Source organism: Aeromonas sp. sif2416 (genome assembly GCF_019218665.1).
Taxonomy (GTDB): domain Bacteria; phylum Pseudomonadota; class Gammaproteobacteria; order Enterobacterales; family Aeromonadaceae; genus Aeromonas; species Aeromonas encheleia.
In genome coordinates this window covers 1-16745 of sequence record NZ_JAHUXC010000014.1, presented here as the reverse complement: position 1 = coordinate 16745, position 16745 = coordinate 1, and the positions used below count along the sequence as shown (strand labels likewise).

Here is a 16745-nt window from a genome sequence, read left to right as displayed (position 1 = left end):
CAAAGATTTAGAGGATTTGACATGAGTAACGGTTTCATCGTCCAAATCATCGGCGCTGTAGTGGACATCGAGTTCCCGCAGAATGCCGTGCCCCAGGTGTACGATGCACTGAAGGTCATCAGCGAAGGCCAAGGCCAGGGTCTGGTACTGGAAGTGCAGCAACAGATCGGCGGCGGCGTCGTTCGTTGCATCACCATGGGTTCCTCCGACGGTCTGCGTCGTGGGTTGGAAGTAGTTAACAGCGGCAAGGCCATCCAGGTACCGGTTGGTACCTCGACCCTGGGTCGTATCATGAACGTACTGGGCGAGCCCATCGACGAGAAGGGTCCGATCGGCGAAGAAGAGCGTTGGTCCATCCACCGCGAAGCCCCCAGCTACGAAGATCAGTCCAACAGCGCCGAGCTGCTGGAGACCGGCATCAAGGTTATCGACCTGGTTTGTCCGTTCGCCAAGGGTGGTAAGGTCGGTCTGTTCGGTGGTGCCGGTGTCGGCAAGACCGTCAACATGATGGAGCTGATCCGTAACATCGCGATCGAACACAGCGGTTATTCCGTGTTCGCCGGGGTGGGTGAGCGTACCCGTGAGGGTAACGACTTCTACCACGAGATGATGGAGTCCAACGTACTGGACAAAGTATCTCTGGTGTACGGTCAGATGAACGAGCCGCCCGGAAACCGTCTGCGCGTGGCGCTGACCGGTCTGACCATGGCCGAGAAGTTCCGTGACGAGGGTCGTGACGTGTTGTTCTTCGTGGACAACATCTACCGTTATACCCTGGCCGGTACCGAAGTTTCCGCACTGCTTGGCCGTATGCCGTCTGCAGTAGGTTACCAGCCGACCCTGGCCGAGGAGATGGGCGTTCTGCAAGAACGTATCACCTCCACCAAGACCGGTTCCATCACCTCAGTCCAGGCCGTTTACGTGCCTGCGGATGACTTGACCGACCCGTCTCCGGCGACCACCTTTGCCCACCTGGATGCGACCATCGTTCTGTCCCGTCAGATCGCGGCACTGGGTATCTACCCGGCCGTTGACCCGCTGGACTCCACCTCCCGTCAGCTGGATCCGCTGGTGGTAGGCAAGGAGCACTACGAGACCGCTCGTGGTGTGCAGATCGTGCTGCAGCGCTACAAAGAGCTGAAGGACATCATCGCCATCCTGGGTATGGATGAACTGTCAGAAGAAGACAAACTGACCGTATCCCGTGCCCGTAAGATCGAGCGTTTCCTGTCCCAGCCGTTCTTCGTGGCCGAAGTATTTACCGGTTCTTCCGGCAAGTACGTGCCGCTGAAAGAGACCATTCGTGGTTTCCAGGGCATCCTGAAAGGCGAGTACGACGATCTGCCAGAGCAGGCGTTTTACATGGTTGGTAGCATCGACGAAGTCGTCGAGAAAGCCAAGAAACTGTAAGTCTCGATAGGAGGGCCCATGGCTGAGATGATCTCATTTCACCTGGATGTGGTGAGCGCCGAAGGGAAACTGTTTTCCGGTCGCGTGCAATCCGCTCAGGTAACAGGCTCCGAGGGTGAGCTGGGTCTCCGTCACGGTCATGCTCCGTTGCTGACTGCCATCAAGCCGGGCCTGGTCCGCTTGATCAAGCAAAATGGTAGCGAAGAGGTGCTGTACATCTCCGGCGGCATGCTGGAAGTACAACCCGAAGCCGTGACCGTGCTGGCCGATACCGCCATTCGTGCCGACGACTTGGATGAGGCGAAAGCCCAGGAAGCCAAGCGTCGTGCCGAAGAGCGGATCAACAGCTCTCATGGTGATATCGACTATGCTCAGGCATCTGCCGAGCTGGCCAAAGCGATGGCCCAGTTGCGGGTTATCGATATCGTCAAAAAGAATTACCGCTAATCACGGTGATGTAAAAAGCGACCTTCGGGTCGCTTTTTTTTTATCCGTTGGATAGACTCCGCCGGGTATTTCCTCATGTTTCAAAGGCTAGCTATGTCTCTCAACGTCGTGATCCTGGCTGCGGGTAAAGGTACTCGTATGCGTTCCGTTCTGCCCAAGGTGCTGCACCCGGTAGCCAACAAGCCCATGGTGTCCCATGTCATCGAGACCGCTCGCCAGATCGGTGCCGAGCAGTTGCACCTGGTCTACGGCCACGGCGCCGAGTTGTTGAAGGAGCGGATCGCCGCCCCGGACCTGAACTGGGTGCTGCAGGCGCAGCAGCTGGGTACCGGCCATGCGGTCGCCCAGGCCATCCCGTTCTGGCAGGACGAAGACGACGTGCTGGTACTGTACGGCGACACCCCGCTGATCCAGCCCGAGACCCTGCAACGGCTGCTGGCCGCCAAGGCTGACGACGGCATGGCGCTGCTGACCGTGGTGCTGGACAACCCGACCGGCTATGGCCGCATAGTGCGTGCCCACGGCCAGGTGGTCGGCATCGTCGAGCAGAAGGATGCCAACACCGAGCAGCTCGCCATCCGCGAGGTGAACACCGGCGTGCTGGTGGCCAAGGGCGCGCAGCTGCGCGGCTGGCTGTCCCGTCTGGACAACAAGAATGCTCAGGGCGAGTTCTACCTCACCGACGTGATCGCCATGGCCCACGGGGATGGCTGCCCCATCGCCGCCGTCCACCCGGACAGCGCCATGGAAGTGGAGGGGGCCAACAACCGGGTCCAGCTGGCGGCGCTCGAGCGTAGCTATCAGAAGATGCAGGCCGAGAAGTTGATGATCGCCGGTGTCACCCTGATCGATCCGGCCCGCTTCGATCTGCGCGGTACGCTGGAGATTGGTGAAGAGGTGGTGATCGACGTCAACGTCATCATCGAGGGCAAGGTGAAGCTCGGCAACCATGTGCGCATCGGCGCCGGCGCCGTGCTGAAGGATTGCGAGATCGGCGATCACAGCGAGGTGAAGCCCTACTCCGTGATCGAAGGTGCCTTGGTGGCCGATCAGTGTTCGGTAGGCCCCTTCGCCCGTCTGCGCCCCGGCGCCGTGCTGGAGCAGGACGCCCACGTCGGCAACTTCGTCGAGATGAAGAAGTCCCGGCTCGGGGTTGGCTCCAAGTGTGGTCACTTGACCTATCTGGGGGATGCCGAGATCGGTGCCAGGGTGAACATAGGGGCCGGCACCATCACTTGTAATTACGATGGGGTGAACAAGTTCCAGACCATCATCGAGGATGATGTGTTCGTCGGCTCCGACACCCAGCTGGTGGCGCCGGTGCGCATCGGCAAGGGGGCGACCCTGGGGGCGGGCTCCACCATCACCAAGGACGTGGCCGAGCACGAGCTGGTCATCACCCGGGTACCCCAGCGTCACATCAAGCACTGGGCCCGCCCGGTGAAGAAGAAGTGATTCCCGATCAATGAAATGAAACCGGCGCCCCTGGGCGCCGGTTTTGTTTTTGGCTTGTCGGCTATGACTCGCGGGTGGAGGAAGATGTGTCCATCACCCGATACCAGTCCAGCTTGCGGGTCAGCATCATGATCAGCGCCAGTATGGCAAACAACAGCAGGGCGCCGAGCAGCAGGGCTATCTCCTCCGCCTGCAGCAGCCCGAACAGGATGGCGTAGACCAGTCCGAGCAGGGCCGCGAAGCCGAGCCCCTGACGCGGCCCGCCCAGCACATGGCTCAGGTAGAAGCCGTTGAGCGCCACGCTGGCGAGGCTGGCGACGAGATAGGCCAGGCCAAAGCCGAGGTGCTCGGTCAGCGCCAGCAGCACCAGATAGAAGATGGCCAGCCCCATGCCCACCAGCGCGTACTGGATAGGGTGCACCCGCAGCCCCTTGAGCAGCTCGAACATGAAGAAGCTGAGGAAGCTGAGGCCGATGAACAGCAGGGCATACTTGGCGGCCCGCTCGTTCAGCTGATAGTGATCCACCGGCTGCACCAGGCTGACGCTGAAACTCGGCAGCTCGGCCCCCACCCCCTTCATCATGCGGTTGAAGCGCGTCTCCATGTCGGTGGCGAACCAGCTGGTCTGCCAGCTGGCATCGAAGCCCTGTTCGTTCAGGGTGCGGCTGCCCGGCAGAAAATCGCCGATGAAGTTGGGATGGGGCCAGTTGCCACTTAGCCTAAGCTTGCTGTCCTGGCCGAGGGGCACCACCTCCAGCGCGTTCATGCCCTGCAGATCCAGCTCGATGTGAAAGCGCCCGTCCTCGCCGGGCAGGGCCTCCAGCGGAGCATGAATACCAGCCATCCCATCCCCCAGCAGGGCGCCGGGCGCGAAGGGGATGCGCCGCTCCCCGAGCCGCAGCTCGGGTACGCTGTTGATGCCGCGGGCATCGGACAGCACCAGGCTGAGGTAGGGCTTGCCCGGGATCAGGGCGGGATCCGCGCCGTCGAAACTCAGGTCCGGGTTGCCGGCCACCAGCGCCTTGCCGGTCAGGCTCGCCGGCAAGCGGCCGGAGAGGGAGAGGCGGCTGTGATAGACCTGGGCCTGATAGATGCCGAGCTTGCGCGGGGTGACTTCCATGCTGGCCAGCACATCCAGCTGATCCGGCAGCAGGTAGCGGTAGACCCGCTCCTCGCGCACGAAGCGCTTGCCGTCCTGCTCCACGGTGACGGCTCTGGTATAGGGTTGCACCAGCACGGGTCCCAGCAAGCGCTGCGGACCGCTGCTGCTGGCCATGATGCTGTGGATGGCCTGGCTGCGATAAGCCTGACGCTCCCGGTTCAGCTCCATGATGGAGTGAACGGGGATCATCAACAGCAGGCTGAGCAGTAGCAGCAGGACAATCTTATGGGTGAGTATCTGTTTGACCATGACGCATCTCCTTGTTGATGGGCGCCATGGTGCAGAGTCAGGGTGAAGGGGTGATGGGGCCCTGTGAAGTGAGGGTGAAGGGCCATAAAAAAACCGGCGCCAGGCGCCGGTTGAGGGAAGGGGTTACAGCTTCTTCAGCTGGGCCGGCAAGGCGGCGAACACCTCTTCCTTGGCTCTGAGCGAGGCAAACTGTTTGCCCGGCTTCTGGATGACGGTGTGGACGAAGATGAGCTTCTTGTCCTGCTTGCTGGCCCAGCCGACGAACCAGCCGATCTGCTGCTCCCGGTTGAGGCTGCCATCCAGCAGCTTGGGATAGCCCATGCCAGTCTTGCCGTGGATCTGCCAGCCATCGATGTCCGGTTGGCGCAGTATGGCGCTGGTGTGGTTCAGGGTCTGGGCTGAGACCGGCAGCTTGCCGCTCACCAGCTTGCCGAGGAAGCGGGCCTGCTCCTGCGGGCTGATGGCGAGGCTGGAGCTGAGCCAGGCCTGGGTCAGACCGTCGTGCTTGCCCGGGTTGCCCGCGAGATCCCGGTTGCCGTAGTCGAAGCGGTCGACGTATTGCTGGAGGCGCGCCGCCCCGAGCCACTCGGTGAGGCGCTGGGAGTACCAGATGACGGAGTACTTCACCCAGCTGCTCGGGCTGGTGGTCTCCCGCCACTCTGGCAGAAAGTCGGCATCGCCGGGTTTGAACGGCAGGGCCGGCAGCTGTTCATCTACCAGGAAGCCGCTGTCATAGCCCATCAGGGCCAACGGGATCTTGAAGGTGGAGGCGGGTGGCAGCTGGCTGGCGCAGTCACCCTCGGCGCTGAGCGGTTTGCCTGTGCCATCGGCAAACAGCAGGCAGCCGGAGGCGGCGCTGGTGGGCAATGAGCAGAGCAGGCCGGCGGCGAGCAGGCCGGACAGCAGGATGCGGGACATGAATATCTCCTTGATTCATCTGAATGCGCGTCTATGCCCCTGGTGGGGCAAGCTCTCGAGGAGGCACAGCCTAGCGTCGCTCTGTGTGCTCGGTGTGAAGTCAGCCGGCCGGCAGCCACAGCTCGGCCAGCACCCCGCCTTCCGGCAGGTTGCCCAGGGTCAGTCGGCCGCCGTGCTGGCGGGCCACCTCGGCGGCAAAGCTGAGCCCAAGGCCGCTGCTCTTGCCCTTGTCGGGTCTGGGCAGGGAGTAGAAGCGCTCGAAGATCCGCGGCAGCGCATAGTCCGGGATGCCGGGCCCCTGATCCCGCACCCGGAAGCAGTAGCCGTCGGCGCTCATCTCGCCGCTCAGCCAGACTCGGCCGCCCAGGGGGGAGAAGTCGAGGGCGTTATCCAGCAGGTTGCCGAGGGCCTGCTCCACCAGCAGGGGATCCCATCGCTGTTTGGGAGCCTCGCCGAGCTCGGCCTCCAGGCTTATCTGGCGACGCTCTGCGACTATCTGGCGGGCATCCAGGGTCCGCCTGCCCAGCCTGGCGGGTGCGATGGCCTGTCTGTCCAGCCCCTGCCCCGATTCGAGGCGCGCGAGCTGCAGCATGCGCTCGATCAGCCGCTGCATGCGGGCCGTCTCCAGGTTGATGTTGCCGATAAAGCGCTGGGCGACCTCCGGTGGCGGTGCCTCGGCCAGTATCTCCCCTGCCCCGCGAATGGCTGCCAGTGGGCTCTTAAGCTCGTGGGTCAGGCTGTGCACATAGCCTTCGATGTAGGACTTGCCGTCGAGTTGGCGGCGCATGGTCTCCAGGGAGCGGCCGAGCCGGTCCAGCTCCGGGCTGTGGAGCCTGGGCAGGCTGGCGGGCTGATCCTGACTGACCGCATCGGCGTAGTGCACCAGCTTGCCGATGGCGCGGGTGAGCCACCACACCAGCAGGGCGCCGATCAGCAGCGCGAGGCAGAGCAGCACAGCCGCCCCCTGCAGCAGCTGGCGTTCGCTGCGTTCTATCATGGGCAGCAGGGTGCGGTTGGGCTTGGCGACCGTGAGGGAGCCGAGGATCTGCTCACCGGAGCGCAGCGGGGCGGCCACGTGCATCACCGAGCTGGCGGGATCGTCCGGGTCACTGCGGGTGCTGCGGGCGCCGTACTCACCGCGCAGGGTGCGGTAGACGTCGTTCCAGCGGGAGTAGTCCTTGCCGAGATCCTGGCCGCTCGAGTCATAGACCACCTTGCCCTGGGCGTCGGCCACGTAGATGCGGTACTCCGCCTGCTGCTTGAGGTGGCCGTCGATCAGGGCGTTGATGGGGCTCTGGTTGAGGCGGGCGAAGGCGCCGGCCAGTCGGCCATCCTCCATCCTGCCCTCCTGCAGATCGTCCAGTGCCAGCGGGGCCAGCAGCTGGGCCATGTCGACCAGGGTGTCCTCGGTGGCGCTGCGCACCCCGGGTTTTATCTCCTCGACGAAGATTTCCAGCACGAACCAGGCGGCCAGCGCGAAGATCAGCACCAGTCCGCACAGCAGTTGCAGCCCTATTCTCATGTCGGCTCCCGGCCGGTGCCCGGCAGCGGTATGCTCATGCCAGTTCCAGGCTGTAGCCCAGCCCGCGATGGGTCAGGATCAGATTTGCCTCCGAGTCCCTCTCCCGCAGCTTGGCGCGCAGGGTCTTGATGTGGGTATCCACGGTGCGATCCAGGCTCTCTTCGGCCCCGCTCCACACCAGATCCATCAGCTGCTGGCGGGAGTAGACCCGGCCCGGCGCCTGCATCAGGGTCTTGAGCAGCAGGTACTCGTAGCGAGTGAGGGCCAGCGCCTGGCCGTGGAAGCAGATACGGGCCCGCTCCTCGTCCAGCACCAGCGGCTGGCTGGTGGCCTGAGCGACCGGCTGGCTGCGGCGCAGTATCACCCGTACCCTGGCGCACACCTCCCGCGGCGAGAACGGCTTGGCCACGTAGTCATCGGCCCCTATCTCCAGCCCGATCAGCCGGTCTATCTCCTCGCTGCGGGCGGTGAGGAACATCAGCGGCGTGTCGCAGCGGGCCCGCACCTGCTTGCACAGCTCGAAACCGCCGATGTCCGGCAGCCCCACATCCAGGATCAGAAAATCCGGTCGCGTCTGTTCCAGTCGCGCCAATAAAGGCTGGCCGAGGGGGAACCACTCCACCTCGAAACCGTCGGTCTGCAGCGCATAGATCAGGGTATCGGCGATGCTGGCTTCATCTTCCACCAGCCAGATGACTCGTTTTTGCATGGCGTCCTCGTCGCAAATCGGCCTGCCCATTCTGGCATCGAACCAAATCGGATCCTATTTGCGGTTTTATTTTTCCAAAAAAGGCGCTAACATTTCGACATTCTTTCGAATCGAAACTTTAAGATGACCAAACGCAACACTCAACAGCGTCGCCACACCATAGTGACCCTGGTGCAGGAACAGGGCGAAGTGAGCGTCGATACCCTCGCCAAACACTTCTCCACCTCGGAGGTGACCATCCGCAAGGATCTGGCGGTGCTGGAAACCGGTGGCCTGCTGCTGCGCCGTTACGGTGGTGCCGTGCCGCTGCCGAGCGAGATGGTGGTCGACAGCAACCCGGAGCAGGTTTCGAAACGAAAGCTGGCCATCGCCCGTGCCGCCGCCGAGCGCATCCGCGATCATAACCGCGTCATCATCGACAGCGGCAGCACCACCAGCGCCATGATCCCCATGCTGAGCAACAAGCGCGGCCTCATCGTCATGACTAACTCCCTCAACGTGGCCGGCGCCCTGCGCGAGCTGGAGAACGAGCCCACCCTGCTGATGACCGGCGGCACCTGGGATCCCCACTCCGAATCCTTCCAGGGCCAGGTGGCGGAGCAGGTGCTGCGCTCCTACGACTTCGACCAGCTGTTCATCGGTGCCGACGGCATAGACCCGGAGCGAGGCACCACCACCTTCAACGAGCTGGTGGGCCTGTCCAGGGTGATGGCCGAGGTGTCCCGCGAGGTCATCGTCATGGTCGAGTCGGAGAAGATCGGCCGCAAGATCCCCAATCTGGAGCTGCCCTGGGCACAGATCCATACCCTGGTCACCGACGCCGGCCTGGCCGACGAGACCCGGCAACTACTCGAATCCAAAGGGGTGACGCTGATCTGCGCCCCCCTCGCAGGCTGAATCTCGCCTGCTATCCCATTGTTTGTTAACAGTTCAAGTTCAAGGAGAAGTCTATGTGTGGCATCGTCGGGGCCGTGGCCCAACGTGATGTGGCTGAAATTCTGGTGGAAGGCCTGCGCCGTCTCGAGTACCGCGGTTATGACTCCGCCGGGGTGGCCGTGTTCAGCGCCAACCAGCCGCTGCAGCGGGTGCGTCGTCTGGGCAAGGTGGCCGAACTGGCCAAGGCGCTGGAAGAGCAGTCCGTCCACGGCGGCACCGGCATCGCCCACACCCGCTGGGCGACCCACGGTGAGCCGTCCGAGCGCAATGCCCACCCCCACGTCTCCGAACATATCGTGGTGGTGCACAACGGTATCATCGAGAACCACGAAGAGCTGCGCAGCAGGTTGCAGGGCATGGGTTACGAGTTCAGCTCCGACACCGACACCGAGGTGATCGCCCACCTGGTACACCACGAGCTGAAATCCGCCCCCAGCCTGCTGGCCGCCATGCAGGTGGCGGTGAAGCAACTGCGTGGCGCCTACGGCACTGTGGTGATGGATAGCCGCGACGACAGCCGCGTGGTGGTGGCCCGCTCCGGCTCCCCGCTGGTGATCGGCCGCGGCATCGGCGAGAACTTCATCGCCTCCGATCAGATGGCGCTGCTGCCGGTGACCCGCCGCTTCATCTTCCTGGAAGAGGGGGACGTGGCCGAGGTGACCCGTCGCGACGTGCACATCTTCGACACTCACGGCGACGCCGTGGTGCGCGAGGAGCTGGAGTCCGAGCTCTCCCACGATGCCGGTGACAAGGGCGAGTACCGTCACTACATGCTCAAAGAGATCTACGAGCAGCCCAAGGCCATCACCAATACCCTGGAAGGCCGCCTCGGCAGCGATCACGTGGTGGTCGAGTCGTTCGGCAACGGCGCCCGGGCCATCTTCGACCAGGTCGAGCACATCCAGATCGTCGCCTGCGGCACCTCCTACAACTCCGGCATGGTGGCCCGCTACTGGTTCGAAGAGATCGCTGGTGTCTCCTGCGACGTGGAGATCGCCTCCGAGTTCCGCTATCGCAAGTCGGTGGTGCGCCCCAACAGCCTGCTGGTGACCCTGTCCCAGAGCGGCGAGACCGCCGATACCCTGGCCGCCCTGCGGCTGGCCAAGGAGTCCGGCTACATGAGTTCGCTGGCGATCTGCAACGTGCCGGGCTCCTCCCTGGTGCGGGAATCGGATCTTGCCTTCATGACCCGGGCTGGGGCCGAGATCGGCGTCGCCTCCACCAAGGCCTTCACCACCCAGCTGGCCGGCCTGCTGATGCTGGTGGCCTCCGTCGGTCACTGCCGTGGCAACCTGAGTGCCGCCGCCGAGGCCGAGCTGGTCAAGGCGCTGCAAGCCCTGCCGCTGCGCATCAAGGAGAGCCTGGCGCTGGCCAAGCAGATCGAGACCCTGGCCGAAGAGTTTGCCGACAAGCACCACAGCCTGTTCCTCGGCCGTGGCAGCCAGTACCCCATCGCCATGGAGGGGGCACTCAAGCTCAAAGAGATCTCCTACATCCACGCCGAGGCTTATGCCGCCGGTGAACTCAAGCACGGCCCGCTGGCGCTGATCGATGCCGAGATGCCGATCATAGTGGTGGCGCCGAACAACGATCTGCTGGAGAAGCTCAAGTCCAACGTGGAAGAGGTGCGTGCCCGCGGCGGCATCCTCTACGTGTTCGCCGATGCGGATGCCGGCTTCAAGAGCGACGAGACCATGCGGGTGATGAGCCTCAACCACGTGGAAGAGATGATCGCCCCCATCGTCTACACGGTGCCGCTGCAGCTGCTCTCCTACCACGTCGCCCTGATCAAGGGCACCGACGTGGATCAGCCGCGCAACCTGGCGAAATCCGTGACCGTGGAATAAGCCATTGTCAAAAATGAAAAAAGAGCCGCATCGCGGCTCTTTTTTATGGGCTCGTCTGGTCGGATAGCCGGCTATGACAGCCGCAGGTTGGTGATGGTCACATCGTTCAGCGAGGGCACTATGATGCCGCTGGAGATGCTCTTGGCGATCGCCTGGTTGCGGTTCTTCGAATCCGTCTTGTTGGTGACCTGATTGAGGTGGAAGTTCACGGTGCGCTCGCTGATGCCGAGTATGGTGGCGATCTCCCAGGAGGTCTTGCCCTCGCTGGCCCAGAACAGGCACTCCTTCTCCCGATCCGACAGCTCGGCCAGGCATTTCATCAGATCCGGCCTGCTCTTTATCAGTTGCAGTGCCGAGTTGAAGATGTAGCTGGCACAGAACGACAGCAGGGGAACGTTTTCAAACATCAGGTCGGAGTTGGACTTCTCCTTGCTGATGAAGGAGAGGATGCCGTGTTCCCCCTGGGGGGTATGCAGCGGGAAGGAGACGCCGTTGCGCACCCCGAAATCGGCGGCGAGGTTCATCACCTCCCGGCTGGCGCTGGGCAGCCAGGGCGAGTCGCAGTCGAGCTTGTTCCAGAAGATGGGCTGGGTCTGCTTCAGTCCCAGGAAGACCACAGGATCCTGGGTCAGGTAGTGCCGCTCCGTGTAGGCATCAAACCAGCTGGTCGGACAGTTGTTGAACAAGGCTACGTGGGATTTTTGCATGCTGATGGGGAAAATGATCAGCAAACGGAAGTAATCAAATCCCATCTGGTGACTGAAGCGCTCCAGTTGTTGCTGGATATCGCTGGTCTTCTTGGCCTTGGTGAACCGATCTATGTGTTCCCAGATCGCATCGTTAAACATGTCACTCTCCTTTTTCGACCCTTATCATCCTGATCGAAAAGATATTTTTTAGTTATTTAATGTGGTGTTGTTAGTACCAACGCCAGTAACTCCCGTGCTTGGCTAAAAATTATCCTGTTTTTTCGGCCGCAGGCCAAGGAAATCATCTGATTGCCACTGGCACGACTCTTTGAGACAATGAGAATAGTTATCATTGTTAAGATTATGTACCATGAAAAAGCTCTGGGGTCTGGCCTTGTTGCCATTGGCCGCCCACTTCGTCGCCAGTGCCGACGAACTGGTCGCGCCCGCACTGAAAAACAGCATCGCTGCCGGGAAAGCCTCCCAGCAGCGAGTAGAAAAGGCGGCCGATGCGGCCGTTTCCGCCAGGATGGAGCTGCAAAACGCGCAGCTGCAGCTGCGCGATCTGGAAGCCTACAACCGCTACATGCAGTCACTGGTGGCCGATCAGCAAAATGAACTGGGCAAGCTCAGCAGCCAGCTGGCGGCGGTGGAGCAGACCCGGCAGGGGCTGATCCCGCTGATGCTGCAGATGCAGGCCGAGCTGGAGCAGCTGGTGCAGGAGGACATCCCCCTGCGCAAGGACGATCGTCTGGCGCGCATCGAGCAGCTCAAGCTGACCATGGCTCGCGCCGACGTGAGCGAGGCCGAGAAATTCCGCCAGCTGCTGCAGGCCTATCAGATTGAAGCCGAGTACGGCAGTCGGATGGATGCCTATCCCGCTCAGCTGGAGCTGGATGGTGCCGAGCGTCGGGTCGATGTGCTGGCGCTGGGCCGCGTCTCCCTGCTGGCGATGACGGCCGATCGCAGCCAGGCCTGGCGCTGGTCTGCCGAGAGCAAGAAATGGCTGGCACTCGACAGCCAGTGGCTGGAGCCCATCGCCGAGGCGCTGGACATGGCCGCCGACAAGCGAGTCCCGCAACTGTTGCATGTGCCCCTGTCTGTCGCGCGTAGCCAGGAGGCTCAGTCATGAAATGGTTCCCCCTTCTTATCACGCTCTCCCTCGGCTCCCACGCGGCCCTCGCCAACGACGACTGGCAGGCGCAGGAGCAGGCTCGTGAGCAGAATGCCCAGCAGGATCTGGCCTCGGTCGCCGATCAGCTGAGCGGTGCCCGCGCCAGGCTGGCCGCTGCCCAGAGCCTGAGCAAGCAGCTGGCCAGCCAGTTTGCCGACAATGAAAAGCAGCTGGTTGAACTCAACGCTCAGTGGGAGCAAGCCTCCGGTGACATGAACGAGATTTTCGCCGTCACCCGCCAGGGGGCGAGCGATGCGGTCAAGCTGCTGGCCGAATCCTCGGTGCAGGGTCAGTTCCCGGATCGACTGGCGGCGCTGAAGGTGCTGGCACAGGACAAGCAGGTGCCGGATCGCGCCGCCCTCGCCCTGTTGCCCGCCACCCTGCTGCAGGAGATCCGCGAATCGGGCCGGGTGGCCCAGTTCAGCGGCAAGGTGCTCGATGCCCAGGGCGCGGCCAGCGAACAGTCGCTGACCCGGATCGGCAGCTTCGCGCTGTTCGGGAGCGCCGGTTTCCTGCAGCCGAGTGGTGAAGGGCTGAGCCCGGTACTGGGTCTGCCCGGCGGCCTGCTGTCCGAACTGACCACCTATCAGGGCAAGGAAGGCGAGGCCCTGCCGCTGGATCCTTCCCACGGCGTGCTGCTCGAGATGCTGGCCCAGGCCCCCACCTTCTGGCAGCAAGTCCAGCAAGGGGGGCAGGTCGGCGCCATCATAGTGCTGCTGGCCGCCATCGGTCTGGGCATTGCCGGGGTGCGGTTGTGGACGCTGTCCCGCGAGCTGACCCTGGTGCGCCGCCAGCTCAAGAGCGGTGAATACCACACCAACAATGCCCTCGGTCGGGTGCTGACAGTGGCAGAGCAACATCCCGAGCTGAGCATGGAGACCCTGGAGCTGCGGCTCGATGAGGCGATCCTGCAGGAGACTCCACGGCTGGAGCGCGGCATCGGCATGGTCAAGGTCATCGCCGCCATTGCGCCCATGCTGGGTCTGCTCGGGACTGTGACCGGCATGATCGGCACCTTCCAGGCCATTACCCAGTTCGGCACCGGCGATCCCAAGATCATGGCGGGCGGCATCTCAATGGCGCTGATCACCACGGTACAGGGGCTGGTGGCCGCCATTCCGCTGATCCTGGCCCACAGCCTGCTGCAATCCCGCTTCACTGAGCTCTCCAATGTGCTGGAGCAACAGGTCGCCGGCATCCTGGCCGAGCGCGCCGAGAGCAACGGAAACGGGATGGAGCGGGTGGCATGATGCTCGACATCTGGCAGCAGTTGCAGAGTTTCATGGGCCGTGGCGGCCCCGTGCTCTGGGTCATCCTGGCCCTGCTGGTACTGATGTGGATTCTGATGATCGAGCGGCTGCTCTACCTCAACCTAGGCTTTGGCCCGCTGCAGCAGCAGCTGTTCAGTCGCTGGCAGGGGCGCGTCGAGCGCCACAGCTGGCATGCTCAGGCCATTCGTGGCCGCTGGCTGGCCGAGGCCGAGCTGGAGCTCAACCGTCATCTGATCTTCATCCGCACCTTGGTGGTGCTCTGCCCCATGCTGGGTCTGCTCGGCACAGTGACCGGCATGATAGGCGTATTCGATGCGTTGGCCGCCGCCAACCGCTTTAACCCGGAGAGCATGGCGGGCGGGATCTCCCGTGCCACCATCCCCACCATGGCAGGCATGGTGGTGGCGCTGTCCGGCGTGTTGTTACTCAGCCGGCTCGAGAGCCAGGCCAAGCGCGCCTTGGCCAAGACCCGTGACGGCTTGCGAGAAGAGAAGGTAATGCAATGAGACGGCAATCCAAACGCCAGCGCGATGAAGTGCAGATCGACATGACCCCCATGCTGGATATCGTGTTCATCATGCTGATCTTCTTCATCGTGACCACCTCCTTCGTGCGCGAGGCCGGACTTGAGGTGCATAGGCCCCAGGCCAGTCAGGCCAAGGCCCAGAAATCCTCCAGCATCATGCTGGCGATCGGGGCCCAGGGGCAGATCTTCCTCGATCGCAAACAGGTCGATGTGGAGCGGGTGCAGGCCAGCCTGGCGCGCCTGCTGACGGAGCAACCCGACGCCAGCCTGGTGATCCAGGCCGACGAGCGAGTGCCCCACGGTCGGGTGGTGCGAGTGATGGATGAGGCCAAGGCCGCCGGAATAGCCAACATCGCCGTGGCGGTGGCACCGAAATGAAATTCAAGCTGATGAGCCTGGGACTGGGGGTCGCCCTCAGTCTGGGGATCCTGCTGTTCATGGCCACCCTGGTGGAGCCCCCCAGGGGGGAGAAGGCCTCGGCCGAGCAGAAGTCCATCGTCATCAACATGCAGACCGAGGTGAACGAGGTACAGGTGCGCGAGCGGCCGGTACCGCAAGAGCCCGAGCCACTGCCTGAGCCTCCTGCCGCCCTGGCCTCCACGCCGCTGCCCATGCCGGCGGCGGCGCCCCTGCCCTCGGTGCAACCCAGCCTGGATCTGGTCTCCAGCCTGAGTGCCGTGCAGGTATCTGCCCCCGGGGTGGCCACCAGTCCCACTCCGGTGGCGAGCGGCAACTTTCATGGTCAATCGGAAGGGATGGGGGTCGGCGTTGGCGACATGCTGACCCCGCTGCAGCGGGTCGAACCGGTCTATCCATACCGTGCCCAGCAGGCCGGCATCGAAGGATCGGTGACGGTTCGCTTCACCATCAACAGCGAGGGGCGGGTCGAGAATGTGGAAGTGATTGAGGCCAAGCCCAAGCGCCAGTTCGAGCGGGCGGCCATTCAGGCAGTCAGCAAGTGGCGCTACCAGCCACGGCCTGGCGCGACCGACAAGCTGGAGCAAGTCATCAATCTCAAATTCAAGTTGGAGTCATAACGATGCTGCGGATCTGGATCTGCCTGCTGGCCCTGGTCAGCCAAGCCTGCCTGGCCATGGAGGTGAGCCCTCATTTCTCCCGCCAGCTGGAACCCGTGATGAAACTCTACCAGTCGGGGCAATGGCAACAGGCCCAGAACAGAGCCACCGGGCTCAAGCCAGGATCAGATGCCGAGCGGGCCTGGTTGGCTCAGTTGCAGGCTTCCCTGGCGGCCAACTTGCAGCAGACCGCGCAGGCGAGCCGCTACGTCGAGCAGGCGCTGGCCTATAAAGAGTGGCCGGAGCAACAGCAGCTTCAGTTGCTGCGCCTGCGTGGCGACATCCAGGCCCAGCAATCCAACTGGTCCGGTGCCATCGCGAGCTACAAGGCGGCGTTGGCACTGAAGCCGGACGATGCGCTGCGGTTGCGGTTGGCGGGCCTCTATTACCACAACAAGCAGTACGGTGAGGCCGCGAGCCAGAGCGAACAGCTGCTGAAGAAAGGCTGGCACAAGCAGGCTGCCATCATTCGCCTCTCCGCCCTCACCGCCCAGCAGCGGTATGGGATGGCAGCCGATCAGGCCGGCGAGCTGATCCGTCACGAGCCAAAAGAGAGCAAGTGGTGGCTGCAGGCTGTGTCGCTTAACCTGTCGGCCAAGCGTGGGGACCAGGCGCTGGCCCTGCTGCAGACAGCCATCGATCGTCAACTGATGGACGACGCTGCCGCCCGCAATCAGCTCATTCGCCTCTATGCCTGGCAGGGGCTGCCTTATCGCGGCGCCCGCCTGCTGGAGGCTGCCATGGCCAAGGGACAGATGAAGGCGAGTGCCGAGAACCAGCAACTGCTGGCCCAACTGTGGGAAGGTGCCCGTGAGTGGCCAAAAGCGGTGGATAGCTGGCAGCTCCTCGCCAAGCAATATGCGCACCCCAAGGCCGGCATGCGTGCCGCCGAACTGTTGCTGCAACAGGGCAAGACGGATGCGGCCATGAACCAGCTGGCCGTCATCAAGTCGACCAAGGGTGAGCAGGGCAACAGGGCCAAGGCGTTGCTGGTGCAGGCATACCTTAATAAGGAGCAGTATGCCCAGGCGCTGACACTGGCGTTGGAGCTGCAGCGGGAAAGCAACTGGCAGCAGCGGGCGACCAGTTGGGTCAACTATATCCAGGCCCAGAGCGAAGGGATGAACAAAAAAGCGGCATGAAACCGGAGTGAAGTTCGAGTTTTATACGCGTCAGCCTGCTTTTTCAGCAAACGAGATCTTTTTCACAAAAAGCCCTTGTCATCGAGGCCTGGCTCCCTATAATGCGCCCCTACCAGCACGGCAGAACACGCCGGACTGATGAGCCAGCTTCCTTGTGAAGTGGGCGCCGAAAGAAAAGCGAAAACAAGCGCTTGACTTTCGAAGTGAGGAGC

General features: G+C 62.9%; 16 protein-coding genes. 11 read left to right on the top strand and 5 right to left on the bottom strand.

Annotated features, from left to right (window positions below; genetic code table 11):
• Positions 1 to 21 precede the first annotated feature (21 nt).
• From atpD to glmU, 3 genes are all read left to right on the top strand, one after another.
• On the top strand, positions 22 to 1410 hold the full coding sequence (atpD, locus tag KW821_RS19120; protein ID WP_042651591.1) for a F0F1 ATP synthase subunit beta: 1389 nt from the start codon (positions 22 to 24) through the stop codon (positions 1408 to 1410).
• 18 nt (positions 1411 to 1428) lie between these two features.
• Entirely contained in the window at positions 1429 to 1857 is a 429-nt protein-coding gene (locus tag KW821_RS19115) for a F0F1 ATP synthase subunit epsilon (RefSeq protein WP_042651592.1), read from the top strand.
• A gap of 93 nt (positions 1858 to 1950) precedes the next feature.
• A complete protein-coding gene (gene glmU, locus KW821_RS19110; protein ID WP_218292547.1) occupies positions 1951 to 3312 on the top strand; it encodes a bifunctional UDP-N-acetylglucosamine diphosphorylase/glucosamine-1-phosphate N-acetyltransferase GlmU in 1362 nt (453 codons plus the stop codon).
• A gap of 61 nt (positions 3313 to 3373) precedes the next feature.
• Here the strand turns inward: glmU and creD are convergent, their stop codons facing one another.
• The 4 genes from creD to blrA form a co-directional block, all read right to left on the bottom strand.
• The gene (gene creD / locus KW821_RS19105; RefSeq protein ID WP_218292546.1) at positions 3374 to 4723 is read right to left on the bottom strand and encodes a cell envelope integrity protein CreD; all 1350 of its coding nucleotides are present in this window, start codon (positions 4721 to 4723) and stop codon (positions 3374 to 3376) included.
• A gap of 123 nt (positions 4724 to 4846) precedes the next feature.
• Entirely contained in the window at positions 4847 to 5641 is a 795-nt protein-coding gene (gene blaOXA / locus KW821_RS19100; protein WP_218292545.1) for a class D beta-lactamase, read from the bottom strand.
• A 100-nt stretch (positions 5642 to 5741) separates the two neighbouring features.
• Entirely contained in the window at positions 5742 to 7163 is a 1422-nt protein-coding gene (blrB, locus tag KW821_RS19095) for a beta-lactam sensor histidine kinase BlrB (protein WP_218292544.1), read from the bottom strand.
• Positions 7164 to 7197: 34 nt separating this feature from the next.
• A complete protein-coding gene (gene blrA, locus KW821_RS19090; protein WP_218292543.1) occupies positions 7198 to 7872 on the bottom strand; it encodes a two-component system response regulator CreB in 675 nt (224 codons plus the stop codon).
• A gap of 123 nt (positions 7873 to 7995) precedes the next feature.
• Between blrA and KW821_RS19085 the strand changes: the two genes are divergently transcribed.
• Together KW821_RS19085 and glmS are read left to right on the top strand one after the other, a co-directional pair.
• Entirely contained in the window at positions 7996 to 8769 is a 774-nt protein-coding gene (locus KW821_RS19085) for a DeoR/GlpR family DNA-binding transcription regulator (RefSeq protein WP_218292542.1), read from the top strand.
• A 53-nt stretch (positions 8770 to 8822) separates the two neighbouring features.
• Entirely contained in the window at positions 8823 to 10655 is a 1833-nt protein-coding gene (glmS, locus tag KW821_RS19080; RefSeq protein ID WP_218292541.1) for a glutamine--fructose-6-phosphate transaminase (isomerizing), read from the top strand.
• Between the two features lie 71 nt (positions 10656 to 10726).
• Here glmS and KW821_RS19075 read toward each other — a convergent pair whose 3' ends face one another.
• Positions 10727 to 11503: a LuxR family transcriptional regulator gene (locus KW821_RS19075; RefSeq protein ID WP_042651599.1), complete on the bottom strand. Its 777-nt coding sequence runs from the start codon at positions 11501 to 11503 to the stop codon at positions 10727 to 10729.
• A 211-nt stretch (positions 11504 to 11714) separates the two neighbouring features.
• On the opposite strand from KW821_RS19075, the gene KW821_RS19070 reads away from it, so the two are divergent.
• The 6 genes from KW821_RS19070 to KW821_RS19045 are packed head-to-tail and all read left to right on the top strand — an operon-like array spanning position 11715 to position 16533.
• Entirely contained in the window at positions 11715 to 12476 is a 762-nt protein-coding gene (locus tag KW821_RS19070; RefSeq protein WP_218292540.1) for a DUF3450 domain-containing protein, read from the top strand.
• Positions 12473 to 13768, top strand: coding sequence for a MotA/TolQ/ExbB proton channel family protein (locus KW821_RS19065; RefSeq protein ID WP_218292539.1), 1296 nt, complete (start codon positions 12473 to 12475; stop codon positions 13766 to 13768). Before KW821_RS19070 ends, KW821_RS19065 begins: the two co-directional genes overlap by 4 nt.
• Positions 13765 to 14295, top strand: coding sequence for a MotA/TolQ/ExbB proton channel family protein (locus KW821_RS19060; protein WP_042651602.1), 531 nt, complete (start codon positions 13765 to 13767; stop codon positions 14293 to 14295). The genes KW821_RS19065 and KW821_RS19060 overlap by 4 nt, the downstream gene beginning before the upstream one ends.
• Positions 14292 to 14693, top strand: coding sequence for a biopolymer transporter ExbD (locus tag KW821_RS19055; protein ID WP_042651603.1), 402 nt, complete (start codon positions 14292 to 14294; stop codon positions 14691 to 14693). The genes KW821_RS19060 and KW821_RS19055 overlap by 4 nt, the downstream gene beginning before the upstream one ends.
• Positions 14690 to 15352, top strand: a complete 663-nt coding sequence (locus KW821_RS19050) for an energy transducer TonB (protein ID WP_042651604.1) — start codon at positions 14690 to 14692, stop codon at positions 15350 to 15352. Before KW821_RS19055 ends, KW821_RS19050 begins: the two co-directional genes overlap by 4 nt.
• 2 nt (positions 15353 to 15354) lie before the next feature.
• Positions 15355 to 16533 (top strand): tetratricopeptide repeat protein, encoded by a 1179-nt coding sequence (locus KW821_RS19045; RefSeq protein WP_218292538.1) that lies wholly within the window; start codon positions 15355 to 15357, stop codon positions 16531 to 16533.
• Positions 16534 to 16745: the final 212 nt, after the last annotated feature.